The sequence below is a fragment of the Methylobacterium currus genome (genome assembly GCF_003058325.1).
Lineage (GTDB): Bacteria > Pseudomonadota > Alphaproteobacteria > Rhizobiales > Beijerinckiaceae > Methylobacterium > Methylobacterium currus.
Genome location: NZ_CP028843.1, coordinates 4,466,172 through 4,483,119, shown reverse-complemented (window position 1 = coordinate 4,483,119; position 16,948 = coordinate 4,466,172). Strand labels below are relative to the sequence as shown.

10 protein-coding genes and 1 pseudogene are annotated in these 16,948 nt (G+C 71.5%); 6 read left to right on the top strand and 5 right to left on the bottom strand.

Features of this window, described 5'->3' with window-relative positions; all coding sequences use genetic code 11:
• Positions 1 to 140: 140 nt before the first annotated feature.
• Positions 141 to 899 carry a CBS domain-containing protein gene (locus DA075_RS20820; RefSeq protein ID WP_099954841.1) on the bottom strand — a complete coding sequence of 253 codons (759 nt, stop codon included), beginning with the start codon at positions 897 to 899 and terminating at the stop codon, positions 141 to 143.
• Between the two features lie 216 nt (positions 900 to 1,115).
• On the opposite strand from DA075_RS20820, the gene DA075_RS20815 reads away from it, so the two are divergent.
• The 4 genes from DA075_RS20815 (at position 1,116) to DA075_RS20800 (ending at position 5,495) form a co-directional block, all read left to right on the top strand.
• Positions 1,116 to 3,134: an erythromycin esterase family protein gene (locus tag DA075_RS20815; RefSeq protein ID WP_099954840.1), complete on the top strand. Its 2,019-nt coding sequence runs from the start codon at positions 1,116 to 1,118 to the stop codon at positions 3,132 to 3,134.
• 27 nt (positions 3,135 to 3,161) lie between these two features.
• The gene (locus tag DA075_RS20810; protein WP_099954839.1) at positions 3,162 to 3,854 is read left to right on the top strand and encodes a dienelactone hydrolase family protein; all 693 of its coding nucleotides are present in this window, start codon (positions 3,162 to 3,164) and stop codon (positions 3,852 to 3,854) included.
• A 928-nt stretch (positions 3,855 to 4,782) separates the two neighbouring features.
• Positions 4,783 to 5,151: an SPW repeat protein gene (locus DA075_RS20805; RefSeq protein ID WP_099956707.1), complete on the top strand. Its 369-nt coding sequence runs from the start codon at positions 4,783 to 4,785 to the stop codon at positions 5,149 to 5,151.
• Complete coding sequence (locus tag DA075_RS20800; RefSeq protein WP_099954838.1) at positions 5,148 to 5,495, top strand: c-type cytochrome; 348 nt, start codon at positions 5,148 to 5,150, stop codon at positions 5,493 to 5,495. Before DA075_RS20805 ends, DA075_RS20800 begins: the two co-directional genes overlap by 4 nt.
• On the opposite strand, the gene DA075_RS20795 is transcribed toward DA075_RS20800, so the two are convergent.
• Together DA075_RS20795 and DA075_RS20790 are read right to left on the bottom strand one after the other, a co-directional pair.
• Positions 5,467 to 7,341, bottom strand: coding sequence for an AMP-dependent synthetase/ligase (locus DA075_RS20795; protein WP_099954837.1), 1,875 nt, complete (start codon positions 7,339 to 7,341; stop codon positions 5,467 to 5,469). The genes DA075_RS20800 and DA075_RS20795 overlap by 29 nt on opposite strands.
• A gap of 3 nt (positions 7,342 to 7,344) precedes the next feature.
• Positions 7,345 to 10,185 carry an AMP-binding protein gene (locus tag DA075_RS20790; RefSeq protein ID WP_244936254.1) on the bottom strand — a complete coding sequence of 947 codons (2,841 nt, stop codon included), beginning with the start codon at positions 10,183 to 10,185 and terminating at the stop codon, positions 7,345 to 7,347.
• 155 nt (positions 10,186 to 10,340) lie between these two features.
• Here DA075_RS20790 and DA075_RS38600 point away from each other — a divergent pair, with 155 nt between their 5' ends.
• Entirely contained in the window at positions 10,341 to 10,733 is a 393-nt protein-coding gene (locus DA075_RS38600; RefSeq protein ID WP_420813064.1) for an oxidoreductase C-terminal domain-containing protein, read from the top strand.
• Positions 10,734 to 10,849: 116 nt separating this feature from the next.
• Here the strand turns inward: DA075_RS38600 and DA075_RS20780 are convergent, their stop codons facing one another.
• Both DA075_RS20780 and DA075_RS20775 read right to left on the bottom strand, forming a co-directional pair.
• Complete coding sequence (locus DA075_RS20780; RefSeq protein ID WP_164712424.1) at positions 10,850 to 11,938, bottom strand: IS630 family transposase; 1,089 nt, start codon at positions 11,936 to 11,938, stop codon at positions 10,850 to 10,852.
• Between the two features lie 56 nt (positions 11,939 to 11,994).
• Positions 11,995 to 12,507: pseudogene (locus DA075_RS20775) on the bottom strand (recombinase family protein); the annotation flags it as partial.
• Between the two features lie 512 nt (positions 12,508 to 13,019).
• Between DA075_RS20775 and DA075_RS20770 the strand changes: the two are divergent.
• Positions 13,020 to 16,868 carry a tail fiber protein gene (locus DA075_RS20770; protein WP_099954834.1) on the top strand — a complete coding sequence of 1,283 codons (3,849 nt, stop codon included), beginning with the start codon at positions 13,020 to 13,022 and terminating at the stop codon, positions 16,866 to 16,868.
• Positions 16,869 to 16,948: the final 80 nt, after the last annotated feature.

Here is a 16,948-nt window from a genome sequence, read left to right as displayed (position 1 = left end):
CAGGGCGAGACCGGCGGCCGGCACCGGGCTCGCCGTCCCGTGCGGCGGCCGGGCGGGCGATGCTTCGGCGGGACGGGGCCTGGAGAGGGACGCGATCAGCCTGCACGCCCTCTTGCCCACGCCCTCTTGCCCCAGCGCGATCAGGGGGCGGGCCCGTCCGCGGGCCGGGGAGCCTCGTCCGGCACGAAGATGATCTCGCCCGAGAGCGGCTCGATCAGGATCATGTGGTCGTGCAGGCCGGTCACGCCCGGCACGCCTTCCACCGCGACGTGAACGGCGCCGCGCTCCCGCTCGTCGGTGAGGGCCCCCGCCAGGTCGACGACGCCGTCGCGGACCGCGACGGCGATCTGCGCCGCGGGGATGCATGGCACGCGCACGAACTCGGCCAGGATGTCGCGGCGGATGTCGGCGTCGCTGCGGGGCGTTGCCGGCGGAGCGGGCGCCCGCATCGCATCGGCCAGCGCCCGCATGAGGTCGGCGCGGGCGACGATGCCGACCATCCGGCCCGCGCTCGTCACCGGCAGGCGCTTGATGCGGTGGCGCTCCATCAGGGCGACGATCTCGGCGGCGGAGGCCTCCTCGCCGACCGTCACCACCTCACGGGTCATGACCTCGTCGACCCGCTTGCCGTAGGCGCGGGCATATTCGGCGGACAACCGCCCGGGGCTGAGCAGGTATTGCAGCCAGCGCGGCCGCTCCCGCTCGGTGCCGAGCTCGGACCGGCGCAGAAGGTCGCCCTCGCTGACGATGCCGACCAATCCGCCCTCCCCGTCCGTCACGGGCAGCGCGCTGAGCCGCCGGTCCAGCATCAGGTCGATGGCCTGGGCGACGGTCGCGTCGGCGCGGATGCCGACGACCTGCCGCGACATGATCTCACGGGCGAGGGGCTGGGCGCGCATGCGGGATCCTCCGGACTCGGTCGGCCGCGGGCGGAAAGATGCGGCGGGACGGCGCGGGGGGCGTGCCCGCTCGACCGTGCGTCCGCGAGGATAGGCCTGCGGGCCGGTGCCGACTTGATCCAGCGCAACCTGCCGCCGGACGCTCGCGCCTAGGCTGCGTCCCCGGGCCGGTCCCCCGTGGAGGGGACCCGGCTCGATGCCAGAGCGGAGGCAGGCATGCGCAAACCCGCCTTTCACGATCGCGCCGATGCCGGGCGCGCCCTCGCCGGCCGGCTGTCGGCCTACGCCTCCGACCCGGACGTGACCGTCCTGGCGCTGCCGCGCGGCGGCGTCCCGGTCGCGGCCGAGGTCGCCCGCGCGCTGCGGGCCCCCCTCGACGTGTTCGTGGTGCGCAAGCTCGGCGTGCCCGGCAACGAGGAACTCGCCATGGGGGCGATCGCGAGCGGCGGGATCCGCACGCTCAACGCCGACCTGGTCGACGCCCTGCGGATCCCGCCCCATGCGATCGATGCCGTCGCGGCCCGCGAGCAGCGCGAACTGGAGCGGCGCGAGCGCCTCTACCGGGGCGGGCGGGCGCCGGCCGACCTGCGCGGCCGGACGGTGATCCTCGTCGATGACGGCCTGGCCACCGGCGCCACGATGCTGGCGGCGATCGAGGCGGTGCGCTTGCGCCGTCCGGCGCACCTCGTCGTCGCGGTGCCGACGGCCTCGCGCGAGACGCTGGCGCGGCTCAAGCGCGAGGCCGACGCCGTCGTCTGCATCGACAGCCCCGAGCCGTTCCGCTTCGTCGGCGCCTCCTACGCCGACTTCGCCCAGACGAGCGACGAGGAGGTCCGGCGGCTTCTCGGCGACGGGGGCGCCGCGGCCAAGCCCGAAGGCGACGCCGACGATCCGGTCCCGGCGGACGATCCGGCGCTCGTCGCCGCCCTCCGGCAGGAGGCGATCCGCCTGACCGGCGGGCCCCGCGACTACGACGCGCTGATGGAGCTGATCGGGGAGGCGCGGCTCGCGCTCCTCGGCGAGGCGACGCACGGCACGCAGGACTTCTACCGCGAGCGGGCCGAGATCACGAAGCGCCTGATCCGTGAGAAGGGTTTCGGCGCCGTCGCGATCGAGGCCGACTGGCCCGACGCCTGGCGGGTGAACCGCTACGTGCGCGGCGAGAGCGAGGATCTCGACGCGGTCGAGGCGCTCTCGGGCTTCCGCCGCTTCCCGACCTGGCTATGGCGCAACACCGAGATGGTCGCCTTCGTCGAATGGCTGCGCCGCCACAACGCCACGCAGCCGGAGGAGGGCCGGGTCGGACTCTACGGCATCGACCTCTACAGCCTGCACGCCTCGATGAAGGCGGTGGTGACCACCCTCGCGGCGGTCGATCCGGCAGCGGCCGCGCAGGCGCGGGCCCGCTACGCCTGCTTCGACCGGTTCGGCGAGGATTCCCAAGTCTACGGCTTCATGACCGGCCTCAAGCTCGCCCCCTCCTGCGAGGCGGAGGTCGTCGCGCAGCTCGCGGCGCTGCAGCGCCGGGCCGCCGACAGCCTGGCCCGGACCGGCAGCGCCGACCGCGACGAGCTGTTCTCCGCCGAGCAGAACGCGAGCGTGGTCCGGACGGCGGAGGAATACTACCGCACGATGTTCCTGCGCGAGGTCTCGTCCTGGAACCTGCGCGACACCCACATGGCGGATTGCATCGGGGCGCTCATCGCCCATCTCGGCCGCTCGGGCCGCGCCGCGAAGGTCGCGATTTGGGCGCACAACTCGCATCTCGGCGATGCGCGCGCGACGCAGATGGGCGCGCGCGGCGAGATCAACCTCGGCCAGCTCCTGCGCGAGCGCCACGGCCGCGCCGTGGTGCGGATCGGCTTCACGACCTATTCCGGTACCGTCGCGGCCGCCTCGGACTGGGGGGCGCCGGTCGAGCGCAAGCGCGTGCGCCCGGCCCTGCCCGGCAGCCACGAGGCCCTGTTCCACGCCCTCGGCCTCGGCCGGTTCTGCCTGATCCCGGCGCCCGGGACGCGGGCCGCCGCCGCCCTGCACGAGGGCCGGCTCCAGCGGGCGATCGGGGTCATCTACCGCCCGGAGACGGAGCGGCAGAGCCATTACGTCGAGGCCCGCCTGCCCGAGCAGTTCGAGGCCGTGCTGCATCTCGACGAGACGCGGGCGATCGAGCCCCTGGAGACGGGCGTCGCCTGGGAGGCCGGCGAGGTTCCGGAGACCTTCCCGGCCGGATTGTGACGGCACTGCGCGCACGGAAGACCGGCGATGGACCAGACCTCCCTTCCCACCCCGAGCGAGGCGACGATCGCCGTTCCTGGCGCGATCCTCGCCGCCTGCCTCGGCCGGCCCGCCCTCGCGCGCGGCGTGGTCGTCTTCGCGCACGGATCGGGCAGCAGCCGCTTCAGCCCGCGCAACCGGGGCGTCGCGCGACGGCTCGAAGCGGCCGGGTTCGCGACCGTGCTCGCGGACCTCCTGACGCCCGAGGAGGAGCGCGCCGACCGCGTCACGGGACATCTGCGCTTCGACATCGGCTTCCTGGCCGCGCGGCTCGCCGCGATCACCGACTGGACCGCCAAGGAGCCGGGCCTCGGCGACCTGCCCTGCGGATGCTTCGGCGCGAGCACGGGGGCGGGGGCGGCCCTCGTCGCGGCGGCGGAGCGCCCGGAGCGCATCCGGGCCGTCGTGTCGCGCGGCGGGCGGCCCGACCTCGCGGGCGCCGCGCTTCCGCGCGTCGTCGCGCCGACCCTCCTGATCGTCGGCGGGCGGGATGTCGAGGTGCTGGCGCTGAACCGGGCGGCGCAGGGCCGGATGACGTGCCCGACCCAGCTCTCGATCGTGCCCGGCGCGACGCACCTGTTCGAGGAGCCGGGCGCCCTCGACGAGGTGGCGCGGCTCGCCTGCGACTGGTTCGCGCGCTTCCTGCCGGCGGGCCGGCACGGGGATCGGGCCTCGCCATGACGGAACCTCCCCGGGAGCTCAGCCTGCAGGGGCTCGACCACCTCCTCGCGCAGCTGCCGGCGGGCGGGCCGATCGCGACCGGATCTTCGGCGTCGACGACGTCGCCGTCCGGGGCCCGGCCTCCTTCGGCCGCGGGCATGGCTGCGACACGGCCGTGACCGCCGGCACGGCGACCTTCACCAAGCGGCGCAGACGGTCCGACGCCCAGGGACCGGAGCAGGCCATCGCATTCGGAATCAGTGTTCTCCCGCCTGTCCGAGCCGACAGGAGGATTTACCCCTTCCGGCGAATCTCTCCTGTCGACAGGTCTGCATCTGTCGCGAAGGTAAGAGACCAAGCTTCCCATGTGCCAGTAGCCTGGGGACCGGAGCGAGGCCGACCGTCGTTGGACGCGACCGTCGGTTCCGGTCTCGCCTCACTGCCAAGCCCAAGGTCTCGGACTTCTGCGCTGAGCATCGACCATGCGCGATGGACCGGCGAGATGGATCGGCGGCCCCGTCGATCCCGGGCCTGCCCGAGCCCTGTCCTCGACAGGGGTGCGGGCGCCGTCCCCGGCGAGGCGTCCGGACGGTGGGCCTGGAGCCTGGGCGACCGGCTGTCCCGGGCCGGCGTCGCGCGCACCATGCCGATCCTCGGGACACTTGCGAGAGGCGGTTCTTCGCGCGAGGCGGGCCGTCGCTCCGGGAGCGTGTGCGGCCGACGTCAGCGGGCCGGCCATCCTCCACCTCACGACCGGCCCGCCGGTGACATCGGCCGCCACGGCCAAGAAGCGACCCCGCCTTCGCGGCGGCACGACGTCACCGGCCCAGCCAGCCGCCGCCGGCGCCGGCCCACGTTGATCCAGATCATCCGCATCCCGTCCAGGGTCGGTATCCTCCGCCCTCGACGCCGCCGACAGGGTGGCGGCCGAAGCCGGATGGAGCATCCGATGCACCGATCCCACATCGAGCCCCCCTGGCCTCCCCGGACGGACGAGATCCTGCTCGCCGCCCTGCAGCACGCGGCCGGCACCGCGCTGCTCGTCGCCGCGTGGGTGCTGATCGTCGCCGGCCATGCCCGGGCGGCGGCATCCGCGCTGCCGCCGGGCCTGATGGTCCTCGTGCTCTCGGGCATCGATCCGGCCCGCATCCGCCCGGCGATCGAGCGGGCGGTCGTCATCCTCGGGGGCGGGACGGTCCTCGCGCCCTGGCTGTTCGGCTTCGCGGCGAACGACGCCGCCACCTGGGCGCATGTCGTTCTCGGGGCGGTGGCCGCGGGGTCCGCCGCGACGCGTCTCCGACTCGCGAGGGCATCATGAGCGTCCGACAGTCCGTCTCCCTCCCGGCAGCCCTCCTTGCCGTCATGCTCACCGCCGGCACCTGTCTGCCCGCCGCCGGTGCCGATGCGGCCCGCGGCCGGATCCTCGCCATGCAGCTCTGCAGCCGGTGCCATGTGATCGGCCGCGAGCAGGCGGCCGGGGGGTTCGTCGGGCCGTCCTTCATCGGCATCGCCACCATGCCGTCGACGACCGGCCTCGCCCTCAGCGTCTTCCTGCAGAACCATCACCAGCGGATGCCGAGCCTGCAGCTTGAGCGGGACGAGCGCGACGCGATCATCGACTACATCCTCAGCCTCAAGGCGGACCGGCCGGCGACGCGTTGAGGTCGCGGCGGCGCTCGGGGAGCGCCGTCTCCTCGTGCAGGCCCGCGAGCGCGCCGGCGAACCGCTCGCGCAAGGCGGTGCGGCGCAGCTTCCGGGTCGGCGTGACCAGCCCGTCCTCGACGGTCCAGGGCTCCAGGAGAAGGCGCACGGCCTGCACGCGCACCGCGCGCGGGTGATCGCCGAGCGCCCGGGCGATCCGGACCAGGGCGGCCCGCCGGATGTCCGGGCGGTCGAGGACGCCCGCCTCGGCCGGATCGAGGCCGAGGCCGCGCGCGAGCCGCGCGAGTTCCGCCGGATCGGCCACCGCGAGGGTCGACAGGCGCGGCTGGCCGTCCCCCACCACCATCGCCTGCCGGAAGAGCGGATCGCGGGTGATCGCCGCCTCGACGATCTCGGGCGAGACCTTCTCGCCGTTCGACAGGACGATGAGTTCCTTGATCCTGCCGGTGACGACGAGGCACCCGTCGCGCAACTCGCCGAGGTCGCCGGTATGCAGCCAGCCGCCGCGCAGGGCCTCGGCGGTGAGCGCCGGCTGGCGCCAGTAGCCGCACATCACGCCGGGCGAACGCACCAGGATCTCGCCGCTCTCGGCGAAGCGGATATCCATGCCGGGCAGGGGCGACCCGACGGAGCCCGGGACGGTGCGGCCGAGGGCGAAGGCCGTGACCGCCGAGCCGGCCTCGGTCAGGCCGTAGCCCTCGACGAGGGGCAGGCCGAGGGCGAGGCAGAAGCGCGCGACGTCCTCCGGCAGCGGCGCCCCGCCCGAGACCGCGAGCCGCAGGCGCCCGCCGAAGGCGCGGCGCAGCGGCCACGCTGCGACGGCCCGCAGGGCCGCGCCCGCGACCCTGCGGGCGAGCCCGAGCGGCCGGCCGTCGCGCCGCGCGGCGTAGAGGTCCCAGCCGAGGGCGATGGCGGCCCGGAGCAGGTGGCGCGTCGGCGCGGCCCGCGCGGCCCGCTCGGTCACGGTCCGGTGCAGGCGGTCGAGCACGCTCGGCACGACGAGGAGAACGGTCGGCCGGGCGATGCGCAGATCCTCGGGCAGTTGTGCGACCGAGCGGGCGAACACCACCGGCGCGCCGAGGATCAGCGGCAGGACGCAGCCGACCACCCGCTCGAAGATGTGGGCGAGCGGCAGGTAGGAGAGGAAGACGTCCCGCTCGGTCCCCGGGTTGCGCGCCAGCACCGCCTCCGCGACCGACAAGAGGTTGCGGTGGCTCAGCATCACCCCCTTGGGCCGGCCGGTGGTGCCGGAGGTGTAGACCAGGGTCGCCAGCGTGTCGGGACCGATCGCCACGGGACGGACCGGCGAGCCCCCGGCCTCCGCGAGCCAGGGGCCGAGGGCCCGCAGGCGCGGGTCGGCCTCGGGACCGGGCGCGCCTCCGACCGCGATCACGCGGCGCACCGCGGCGAGGCTCGCCGCGTGCCGACCGAGGTCCTGCCACGCCTGCGGATGCGCCACGACCACGAGGCAGGCTCCGGAATCGGCGAGCAAAGCCGCGATCGTCGCCCGCGCCTCGTCGGGAAACAGCGGCACCACCACCAGGCCGAGCGACAGGGCCGCCTGATCGAACCACACCCAGTCGAGGCCGTTCGGCAGCCAGAGGGCGATCCGCTCGCCCGCCGTCACGCCCTCGCGGGCGAGCGCGGCGGCCCGGGCGGCGACCTGCGCCGCCGTTCCGGCCCAGTCGTGATAGGCGAGACGGCCGGTGGCGGGATCAAACGCCGCGTAGGCCGCGCCGCGCGGCCGGCGGGCGGCCTGGCTGCGCAGCAGGGCCGGGATGGTGTCCGGCGCCTCGCCGCCGGACGGGCCGGCGGCCGGGATCGGAGGCTTGCCGTGCACCGCCATGACTCAGGCCTCCGTGCCGGGTGCGGCGGTCGTGCCGGCGCCGAGGTCCGGCTCGCCGCACTGCGCCAGGACGACCCCGCGCACCGCATCGCGCAGGCGGATCGCCGCCGGGAAGTCGGTGCCGTCCGGGGCGACCGGCGCGCCGATGGCGACGCGGATCGTCCCGCGCCGGGGAAACCACTGGTCGGCCCGCAGCCGCGAGCGCGTGCCGGCGATCGCCACCGGCACGACGGGGATGCCCGCCCGGCAGGCCGCCGCGAAGGCGCCGAGATGGAAGCCGCACAGGCCCGGCGCGCGGGTGAAGGTGCCCTCGGGAAACGCTACGAGCTGCTCGCCCGCCCGGATCCGGTCGATGAGCGTGCCCGCATCGGCGACTCCCTCCGCCGTGCCGCGATGGACGAAGGCCGCGCCGAGGCGCCGCAGGAACGGGCCGGCGACGCGCTGGCCGGCCAGCTCGTGCTTGGCGACGAAGGCCGGGGTGCCGGGCAGGATCGCGGCGAGGACCGCCGCATCGAGGTAGCTCGCGTGGTTGGCCACGACGAGCGCCCCGGGCGGCACGGGACCGCCCTCGGTCAGGAGCGGCATCCCGGCGAGCCGGAAGAATCCCCGCAGGCCCGACCGCAGGGCGGCGTGGCGCGCAGGCCGCGTCGGCAGGACGAGGACCAGCAGCCACAGGACGGCGCCGAACGCGACCACGAGCCCCCACCAGGCGGCGGCGTAGGCCGCCTCGCCGGCGAGCCGGGCGCTCCGCCGCAGCCGCGCCCGGAGGCTGCCGAGGGCCAGACGGGCAAGCTCGCCCCGCGGGCCCGGTCGTGGACCGCGGAGGTCACCGGATTCGGAGAGCGCCCGCAGGGCCGCGCGGCGGATCTTGCCGCTCGAGGTCTTGGGCACGGTGTGGGGCGGGCACAGCACGATCTCGTCGGGCGGCTGGTCGAGCAGGGCGGCGGTGGCCCGCATCAGCCGGCCGTGCAGGTCCGCCCGTGCGTCCGGCTCCGTCAGGCGCGTCTCGGCCACGAGGATCAGGCGCTCGGTCCCGGTGCGCGGGTCGCGGCTGGCAATGGCCGCGACGCAGCCCTTGCGCACGCCCTCGACCTCGCCCGCCGCCGCCTCGATCTCGTGCGGATGGATCTTGCGGCCTGCCCGGATGATGATGTCCTTGGTCCGCCCGGTGACGTGGACCTCGCCGCCCGCCAGGTAGGCGAGGTCGCCGCTCTCGAGCCAGTCGCCGCAGAACAAGGTGCGGGTCAGGTCGGGCCGGCGGAAGTAGCCGGTCGTGGCCGAGGGGCCCCGGAACTGCAGGCGGCCCTCCCGGCGCTCGGGCAGCTCGTGCCCGGCCTCGTCGACGACGCGGATCTGGTGGCCGCGCAGGGGGCCCCCGCAGGCCGGAAACCCGACGGCGCCAGGCGCACCCGGCGGCGCCGTCCGGGCTGCGCCCTCGCGGGCGAGCGCCGCGCGATCGATCCAGTCGATGCGCGGGCCGCGGCCGAGGGGCGGAAAGGCAAGGCCGACCGCGCATTCGGCGAGGCCGTAGACCGGCGCGAGGGCCGACGCCCGCAGGCCGTGAGGGCCGAAGCGCTCCGCGAACCGCGCTAGCGTGTGGGGGCTCACCGCCTCGGCCCCGTTGGTGAGGACGCGCAGGGAGCCGAGATCGAGCCCCGTCAGGTCCTCGTCGCGCAGGGCGCGCAGGCAGAGCTCGTAGGCGAAGTTCGGCGCGGCCGAGATCGTGCCGCGATGCTGGTGGATCGCCCGGAGCCACGCCGCCGGATCCGCCAGGAAGGCCAGCGGCGACAGGATCACCGCCCGCGCGCCGAAATAGAGGCTGCCGAGCCAGCAGCCGATCAACCCCATGTCGTGGTAGAGCGGCAGCCAGCTCACCACCACGTCCGACGACGAGGCGCCGAGCGCCTCGCCCATGGCGCGGATATTGGCCAGCAGGTTGGCATGGGTCAGCATCACGCCCTTCGGGTCGCCGGTGCTGCCCGACGTGTACTGGATGAGCGCGAGGCTCGCGCCCGTCACCGGAACGGCGGCGGCGAGCGGGTCGGCGGCGGCCAGCTCCTCCACGCTCGTCAGCACCCGCAGCGTGTCGACGCGGTCGCGCAGGAGCCGGCCGAAGGGCCCGAGCTCGGCGCTTCCGATCAGGATCTCCGGGGCGGCATTGGCCAGGATGCCGGCCTGGCGCTGCAGGTGGTCCTGGATCCCGGTGCGCCGGAACGGCGGATAGAGCGGCACCGGCACGCCGCCCGCCAGGAGGATCCCGAGGAAGGCCGTGAAGAAGCCGGGCCCGGTCGGCAGCATGATCGCGACCCGGTCGCCGCCCGCGAGCCCGCGGCCGAGGAGGCCGGCCGCGACGCGGCGGGCGCGTCGGTCGAGTTCCGCATAGGAGAGGACGGTCTCGGATCCGCCCTCCTGCAAGAGCCGGAGATGCGGCCGGTCCGGATGATGGCGGACGTGGAAGGCGAGCACCTCGATCAGGGTCGCGGCCCGATGCGGCTCGGCCGCCGGAGGCAATGTCCCCTCCCCCGATGCGGCCACCCGGACGATCCGGGCCATGCCGGCCGCCTGGATCGCGGCGAGCAGGTCGGCGGGGGTCGCAGCCTCGCCGATCAGGCGCGCCGGCAGCGAGACCCGGAAGGTGCGCGAGAGACGCAGGAGGAGCTCGGCCCGCCCGAGGCTGTCGAGGCCGAGGTCCCGTTCGAGGTCGCTGTCGAGGTCGACCGGGACCGCCCGGCGGCGATCGGGGTGCAGTTCGCCCAGGAGCGACCCGATCACGCCCATGACCGACGCGGCCGCCGCCGGCGCCGGATCGGCGGTCGGGCTGACCGGAAGAACCGTTCCCGGCAAGGTCCTCGGCAAGGTTCCCGGCAAGAGACGCCCCCGCGCTGAGCCTGACCACGGCGCGGCGGAGACGCCGGGTCCCGTCGCAGCATGGCACCCGCTTCCAGCACCGCCTTGATCTTCCTCAATGGACGGCCCGTGCCGGGCCGGTCTCCGACGCGGTGGACGGAGCGCGCGGCGTTGCAGCGCGGCTGACCGGCCGACCCATACGGCGGTCCCATGGTTCTGGAGCCACCCGGGCAACCTCAAGCTTCAGATCGCGGGTCACACCGCCGCATGACACGGCCGTGGCTCGCCAGGGCCCGGGATCCGGCTACGCCGTCGAGTGCCATCGGGATGGCTGCCTCGTCGGCGTGGAGACGCTCAACCGTCCGGGCGAGCCCGTGCTGGCGAGGCGTTTGATAAAGGCAGGACTGACGCCGCTGCCGGACCGGATCGCCGATCCGGCCTTCACCCCGAAGGACTTCGCCACGCAGCGAGATGCGTCGCTCCAACACGCGTCCCTGCGCGAGTTTTGGCTACGATCTGCTAAATCGACTGTCGTGCGACGGTAGAAACGCGCTCCATCAGATCATTGAAGCGGTCGGGAAGCGACGTCTTCTCGTCCAGGCCTAGCTGAACGGAGCATGCGCAACAGCCTCCGCCCGGCCGACTGAGCTAGTGCACTGACTCATTCGGATGGTGCAGCGTTGCCGTTGACGGCATTGAGGATGGCGGCGGCCGGCTTGGTCCAGACGAAGGGCTTTGGCCTGTCGTTGTGCTCGGTGATGTAGCGGTTGATCGCAGCCTGAAGGTCGACGATCCCGCTGAAGCTGCCACGTTTCAGCCTGCGCCGGGTCAAGGCCGAGAAGAAGCCCTCGACCGCGTTCATCCACGAGGCCGAGGTCGGAGTGAAGTGGAAGATCCAGCGCGGATGCCGGGCCAGCCAGGCTCGCACTTTCGGGTGCTTGTGGGTGGCGTAGTTGTCCAGGATCACGTGGATCAGTTTGCCGGCCGGCACCGCGGCCTCGATAGTGTTGAGGAAGCGCAGGAACTCGTCGTGGCGATGACGCTGCATGCAGCGACCGATCACGGTGCCCTCCAGCACGTCGAGCGCGGCAAACAGCGTCGTGGTACCGTGACGGACGTAGTCGTGGGTCTGGGTTTCGGGACGACCTGGCGTGACGGGACGACCTGGCGTGACGGGTCGGCTCGGACGGGTGCGTTCCAGGGCCTGGATCTGGCTCTTCTCGTCGAGCGAGAGCACGACGGCATGGCGCGGCGGATCCATGGAGAGGCCGACGATGTCCTCGACCTTCTCGGCGAAGGCTGGATCGTTCGAGCGCTTGAAGCTGCGGACCCGATGTGGCTGGAGGCGGTGTGCGTCCCAGATGCGCTGGACCGATCGTAAGGAGATCCCGACGGCCTGCGCCAGGGCGCGGCCGGTCCAGTGGGTGACCTCACCGGGCGGTTCGGAGCAGGTCAGCGCCAGCACCTCGGCGACGGTGTCGGTGGAGTGGGGCGGCTTGCCAGGCGGACGGGTCTTGTCGCGCAGCAGTCCCTCGACGCCTTCTTCGGCGTAGCGCTGTTGCCAGCGCCAGACGGCTGGCCGGCTGACGCCGGCCTGGCGGGCGACGTCGAGGACGGAGAGGCGTTCGGCCGAGAGCAGAACGATGCGGGCGCGCTGGATGTGCTTGAGGGGCTGCGCCCGATCGGCGACGATGGCGGACAGGTGCGCCAGGTCGGCGGCGCTGGGAATCACGCAGACAGTCTGAGCCATGCCTCAGACTCGCATGCCTCACGCCTGACGTGAATCATCTGAATGCGTCAATGCACTAGAGCCCCCTGCACGGCCTCGAACTGCTCCCGCGTGAAGCTCGGCTGCCGGCCCCGGTAGGCGTCCTCGCGGCTCCTGGCGTGGTCTATGCCGGCCCTCTGGGCTTCCTTCGAGGCCTCCGCCTGGGCCTGCGCCGTGGCTGCCATGAAGCCGATCAAGGCGTCCCTCACGGCCTGCTGCATCGGGTCCTTCGTGGCGCCGTCGAAGGTGAGGTTGCTGATGACGGTGCGGACGATGACGCCTCTCCGCATCAACTCCCGGATGGTGTCGCACACGTCCGCGTAGTTCCGCCCGAGGCGATCAACCCACCGCACCACCAGCACGTCCCCTCGGCGCAGCATGTCGAACAGGCGGCGGCCCTGAGGCCGGTCCTGCAAGGCGGTGGTGAGGCCAGACACCCCCTCATCTGCCACCACTTGGTCAACCTTGAAGCCTGCCGCCTCCGCTTGGGTGCGTTGGTGAGCGAGGGTCTGATCCGCGGTTGAGACGCGGGCGTAGAGGGGCGTCTGCATGGGAGCGGCAAGCCTGTCCGAATGGGCCTTGCCCGCAAGAATGGCTGTCCGTAGGTCGAAGTCAACCTTTACGGACGGGCTTTCGGACGGCTTTGCACCCGTCCGCTACGGTATGCCTCTATGGACGGCTGGAATAACGAACGAACCTCGCAGCACCGCGCCTATAATCCGCTTTGGGTGACTTGCCTTCGGGTTAGGCGGTCGGCGTCGCGCAAGACACTGACGCTTCCGTAGACTCGAAGATAACACGCAGGCCGGTGGTCGACTTGACCCTAGGCAACATGGACTTTCTCTATCCCAGTAGCAAAAATGCGAGTTGGCCACAGAATTGTCTGATTTATGACAATGCCGTGCACTGCGAGCCCTTCAGTCCCTTTTTAGACGAATGACGGACCTCACAAGCCGATATCACTAGACTTTCATGAAGACATACCGCAGAAGCCCATTCATAAGACGTTTTAGAACAGTGATAGTCAGGCGCGTCCGGTATCTTGGACGATAGGGGGGGGACGATGGCCGCGGCACCATTCGACAACAGGCAGGCCTCGCTCGCCCTGACCCAGGTCATCCTCACGAACGGCTACTTCCCCTCGCGCGACGACGGATATCCCACCGCAGGGCAGGGCGGCACGCTTGGCTCAATTCGGACCTTCGCGACCACCTTCGATCCCGCGCCGGCCACCAACGGCCAGCTTCTCTCCATCAGTCAGAACAGCGCCCTCTATGCCTTGCTCGGCGTCACCTATGGCGGCGACGGAAGAACGTCATTCAATCTGCCTAATCTTCAGGGTAGAACCATCGTTGGGGCAAGCAACTCAAGTGCTTATTTTGAGGGATCCGTCAACGGCGCGGTCCTAACCTCACTGAATGCTTCTCAAATACCCGGGGTCTATGGAGGAGGCAACAGTCCGTTCGACAACCAGCAGCCATCTCTTGGTCTGTATTATGGGATCCAATCCAACGGCGATGGCTACTCAACGATTACTGGCGAGGTGAGCGGCTTCGCGTCGTCGTACATTCCGCAGGGCTTCATCCCGGCGGACGGCCGCGCCCTGTCGATCGCGGATTATCCGGCGCTCTTCGCGGTTCTTGGCACGACCTATGGCGGCGATGGACGAACGACCTTCAACGTTCCGAACCTCGTCGGGCGCGACATCGTCGGCGTCGGGCCGCAGACGACCCTGGGCCAAAGCCTCGGCCAAGCAAACCTGACGCTGAGCCCATCCCAGCTTCCCTCGGAAGCCAAGTATGGGGGCGGACAGCCCATCGACAACCGCTCGCCAGGTCTTGTTCTGAACTATATCATCTCGTTGAATGGCATCTATCCACAACGTGACGGTAGCGGATTGGCAGAAGATTTCTACGTCGGCGAGGTCCGCGTCTTCGCCGGCGATGCGAGCCAGGTTCCGAGCGGCTGGATGCTGGCGCAGGGCCAGACCCTTCCGATCAGTCCGTATCAGGCGCTCTACTCGCTGCTCGGCACGACTTTCGGCGGAAACGGTTCATCGAATTTCCAATTGCCGGACCTGCGCGACCGCGTCGTCGTCGGGCGTGGGACCGATGCGTCGAGCGGCACGACCTACGCGCTCGGGGATGTCAACGGCTCGAATTTCATCACCCTGACCTACGCCCAGGTCCCCGACTCGACGGCTCCGGTCATCACCGTCCCGTCCGGGAACCAGACGATCTCCGCGACGTCCGCCTCCGGTGCCGCGGTGTCCTTCGCCGTGACGGCGGCCGACAATCTCGATGCATCTGCCCCCACGCTGACGTATTTCGAGACGGTCAACGGCCAAACCCGGCAGGTGACGTCCGGCAGCATCTTCGGTCTCGGCCTCCACACGATCACGGCGACCGCGCAGGACCAGCACGGGAACGTGGGCAGCCGAACCTACGCGTTCACCGTCGCCGATACGACGCCGCCCGACACGACGATCCAGGGCGGGCCGGCATCCCTGTCCAGCTCATCGAGCGCAACGTTCTCCTTCATTGGGACGGACAATATCTCGCCCGCGGGATCCCTGACCTACGCGGTGTCGCTCGATGGCAGCGCATTCGTGGTTGCCACCAACCCGCTGACCTACACGGGTCTTGCCGACGGCAGCCATACCTTCCAGGTGCGCAGCGTCGACGCCGCCGGCAACGTCGATCCGACGCCGGCCGTCTACACCTGGACGGTGGACGCAACCCCGCCCAACGTCGCCGGCATCAGCCCGAGCGTCACAGGCCCGACCAACGCCACGAGCCTGACCCAGACCGTGACCTTCTCGGAGGCGGTCACCGGCGTCGATGCCGGCGACTTCGCGCTCACCGGCACCGGCACGGCGGCCGGCACTATCGCGAGCGTCACCGGCAGCGGCACCACCTACACCGTGACCCTCGCCGGCGTGACCGGCGATGGCACCCTTCGACTCGACCTCAAGGGCGCCGGTACCGGCATCCAGGACGCCGCCGGCAACGCCGCGACCGGCTTCACTGCGGGCGGCGTCACCACCCTCGACCACACCGCCCCCATCGTCGCCGGCCTGACCACCGCGACGACCGGTCCGACCAACGCCACCAGCCTGACCTACGCGCTGGCCTTCTCCGAAGCCGTCACCGGCCTCGATGCCGGCGACTTCACCCTGCGCGACGCCGACGGCCGTGCCGTCACGGGCGCCACGGTCGGCAACCCCGTCAGCACCGATGGCGGCCGGACCTACGGCGTCACCGTCTCCGGCGTGAGTACCAACGGCCCGGTCCATCTCGACCTCAACGCCACCGGCACCGGGATCCAGGACGCCGTCGGCAACCCGCTCACCGGCGGAGCCGCCGGCACCAGCGTGACGCTGGATCAGATCGCCCCGACCCTGGCGATCAGCTCGAGCGCCAGCGCCTTGCGGGCCGGCCAGAGCGCCACTGTCAGCTTCACCTTCAGCGAGGATCCCGGCGCCAGCTTCGTCCGTGACGATATCACCGTCACCGGCGGCACGCTCTCCGAACTCTCGGGCTCGGGCCTAGTGCGCACGGCCACCTTCACGCCGGCGGCCGGGGTGAACGCCGGTACCGCTGCGATCACCGTGGCGGCCGGCACCTACCTGGACGCCGCCGGCAACCCGGGTGGAGCGGGCACCACCCCGCCCCTCACCTTCGACACGCTCGCGCCGCTCGTAGCTGGCCTGACTGCCGCAGCCACCAGCCCCAAAGCGAGCACGCTAACTTACACGCTGGCCTTCTCAGAGGTGGTCACCGGCCTGGATGCCAGCGATTTCACCCTGCGCGATGCCAGCGGCAGCCTTATCGCGGGTGCCACTATCGGCACTCCCGTCAGCGCCGACGGCGGCAAGACCTATAGCGTCCCCGTCGCGGGCCTGTCCTCCTTCAACGGGCTGCTGCATCTCGACCTGAACGCGAGCGGTACCGGTATCCAGGACGCGGTCGGCAACCTGCTCGTCGGTGGAGCCACCGGCACCAGCGTGACGCTCGCCCATGCACCGCTCGCCCTCACCGACGACTTCAACGGCGATGGCAAGTCGGACATCCTGTGGCGGAACACCGACGGCACTCTGGTCGAGTGGGAGATGGACAGCGCTGCCTTGATCAGCGGCGGGGCGATCGGCAACGATCCGAACTGGAGCGTCGTTGGCACCGGCGACTTCAACGGCGACGGCAGGACCGACATCCTGCAGCGCGACGCCCGGACCGGGCACGTGCTGCAGACCCTCATGGACGGCCGTACCATCCTCAGCGCGCAGGTGATCGGTGGTGACCAGAACTGGAGCGTGGTGGGCACCGGCGACTTTAACGGCGACGGCAAGTCGGACGTCCTGTGGCGCAACACCGACGGCACCCTGGTCGAGCGGGAGATGGATGGCGCTGCTCTGATCGGCAGCGGCGTGCTCGGCAACGATCCGAACTGGAGCGTGGTGGGCACCGGCGACTTCAACGGCGACGGCATGACCGACATCCTGCAACGCGACGCGCAGACCGGGCACGTGCTGCAAACGCTGATGAGTGGCGGCACCGCTCTCAGCGCGCAGGTGATCGGCGGAGATCTGAGCTGGAACGTGGTCGGCATCGGCGACTTTGATGCTGACGGCAAGTCGGACGTCCTGTGGCGCAACATCAACGGTACCTTAATCTATCAGGACACGAGCACTCGTGACCTGATCAGCGGCAAGTGGATCGGCGCGGACCCGAGCTGGAACGTCGTGGGCACCGGCGACTTCAACGGCGACGGCAGGTCGGACATCCTGCAGCGCAACGCGGTGACCGGCTACGTTTTGGAGAGTATCACGAACGGACAGGCCAGCTTCAGCTCGCTGGTGGTCGGTGGCGGTCCGGATTGGAACGTGGTGTCAGGACAGTCGGCGCATACGTGAGATTGCTCGCCAAGTCTGCTGAGGCCCTTTTTGTTGGGGCGATCGCGGTCAGGACACAGGAGAGACTGCTGTGTCCTGGC

Excerpts from the sequence above, each read along its gene's own strand:
- DA075_RS20820 (WP_099954841.1), bottom strand. The coding sequence starts at position 899 with ATGCGCGCCCAGCCCCTCGCCCGTGAGATCATGTCGCGGCAGGTCGTC.
- DA075_RS20815 (WP_099954840.1), top strand. The coding sequence starts at position 1,116 with ATGCGCAAACCCGCCTTTCACGATCGCGCCGATGCCGGGCGCGCCCTC.
- DA075_RS20810 (WP_099954839.1), top strand. The coding sequence starts at position 3,162 with ATGGACCAGACCTCCCTTCCCACCCCGAGCGAGGCGACGATCGCCGTT.
- DA075_RS20805 (WP_099956707.1), top strand. The coding sequence starts at position 4,783 with ATGCACCGATCCCACATCGAGCCCCCCTGGCCTCCCCGGACGGACGAG.
- DA075_RS20800 (WP_099954838.1), top strand. The coding sequence starts at position 5,148 with ATGAGCGTCCGACAGTCCGTCTCCCTCCCGGCAGCCCTCCTTGCCGTC.
- DA075_RS20795 (WP_099954837.1), bottom strand. The coding sequence starts at position 7,341 with ATGGCGGTGCACGGCAAGCCTCCGATCCCGGCCGCCGGCCCGTCCGGC.
- DA075_RS20780 (WP_164712424.1), bottom strand. The coding sequence starts at position 11,938 with ATGGCTCAGACTGTCTGCGTGATTCCCAGCGCCGCCGACCTGGCGCAC.
- DA075_RS20770 (WP_099954834.1), top strand. The coding sequence starts at position 13,020 with ATGGCCGCGGCACCATTCGACAACAGGCAGGCCTCGCTCGCCCTGACC.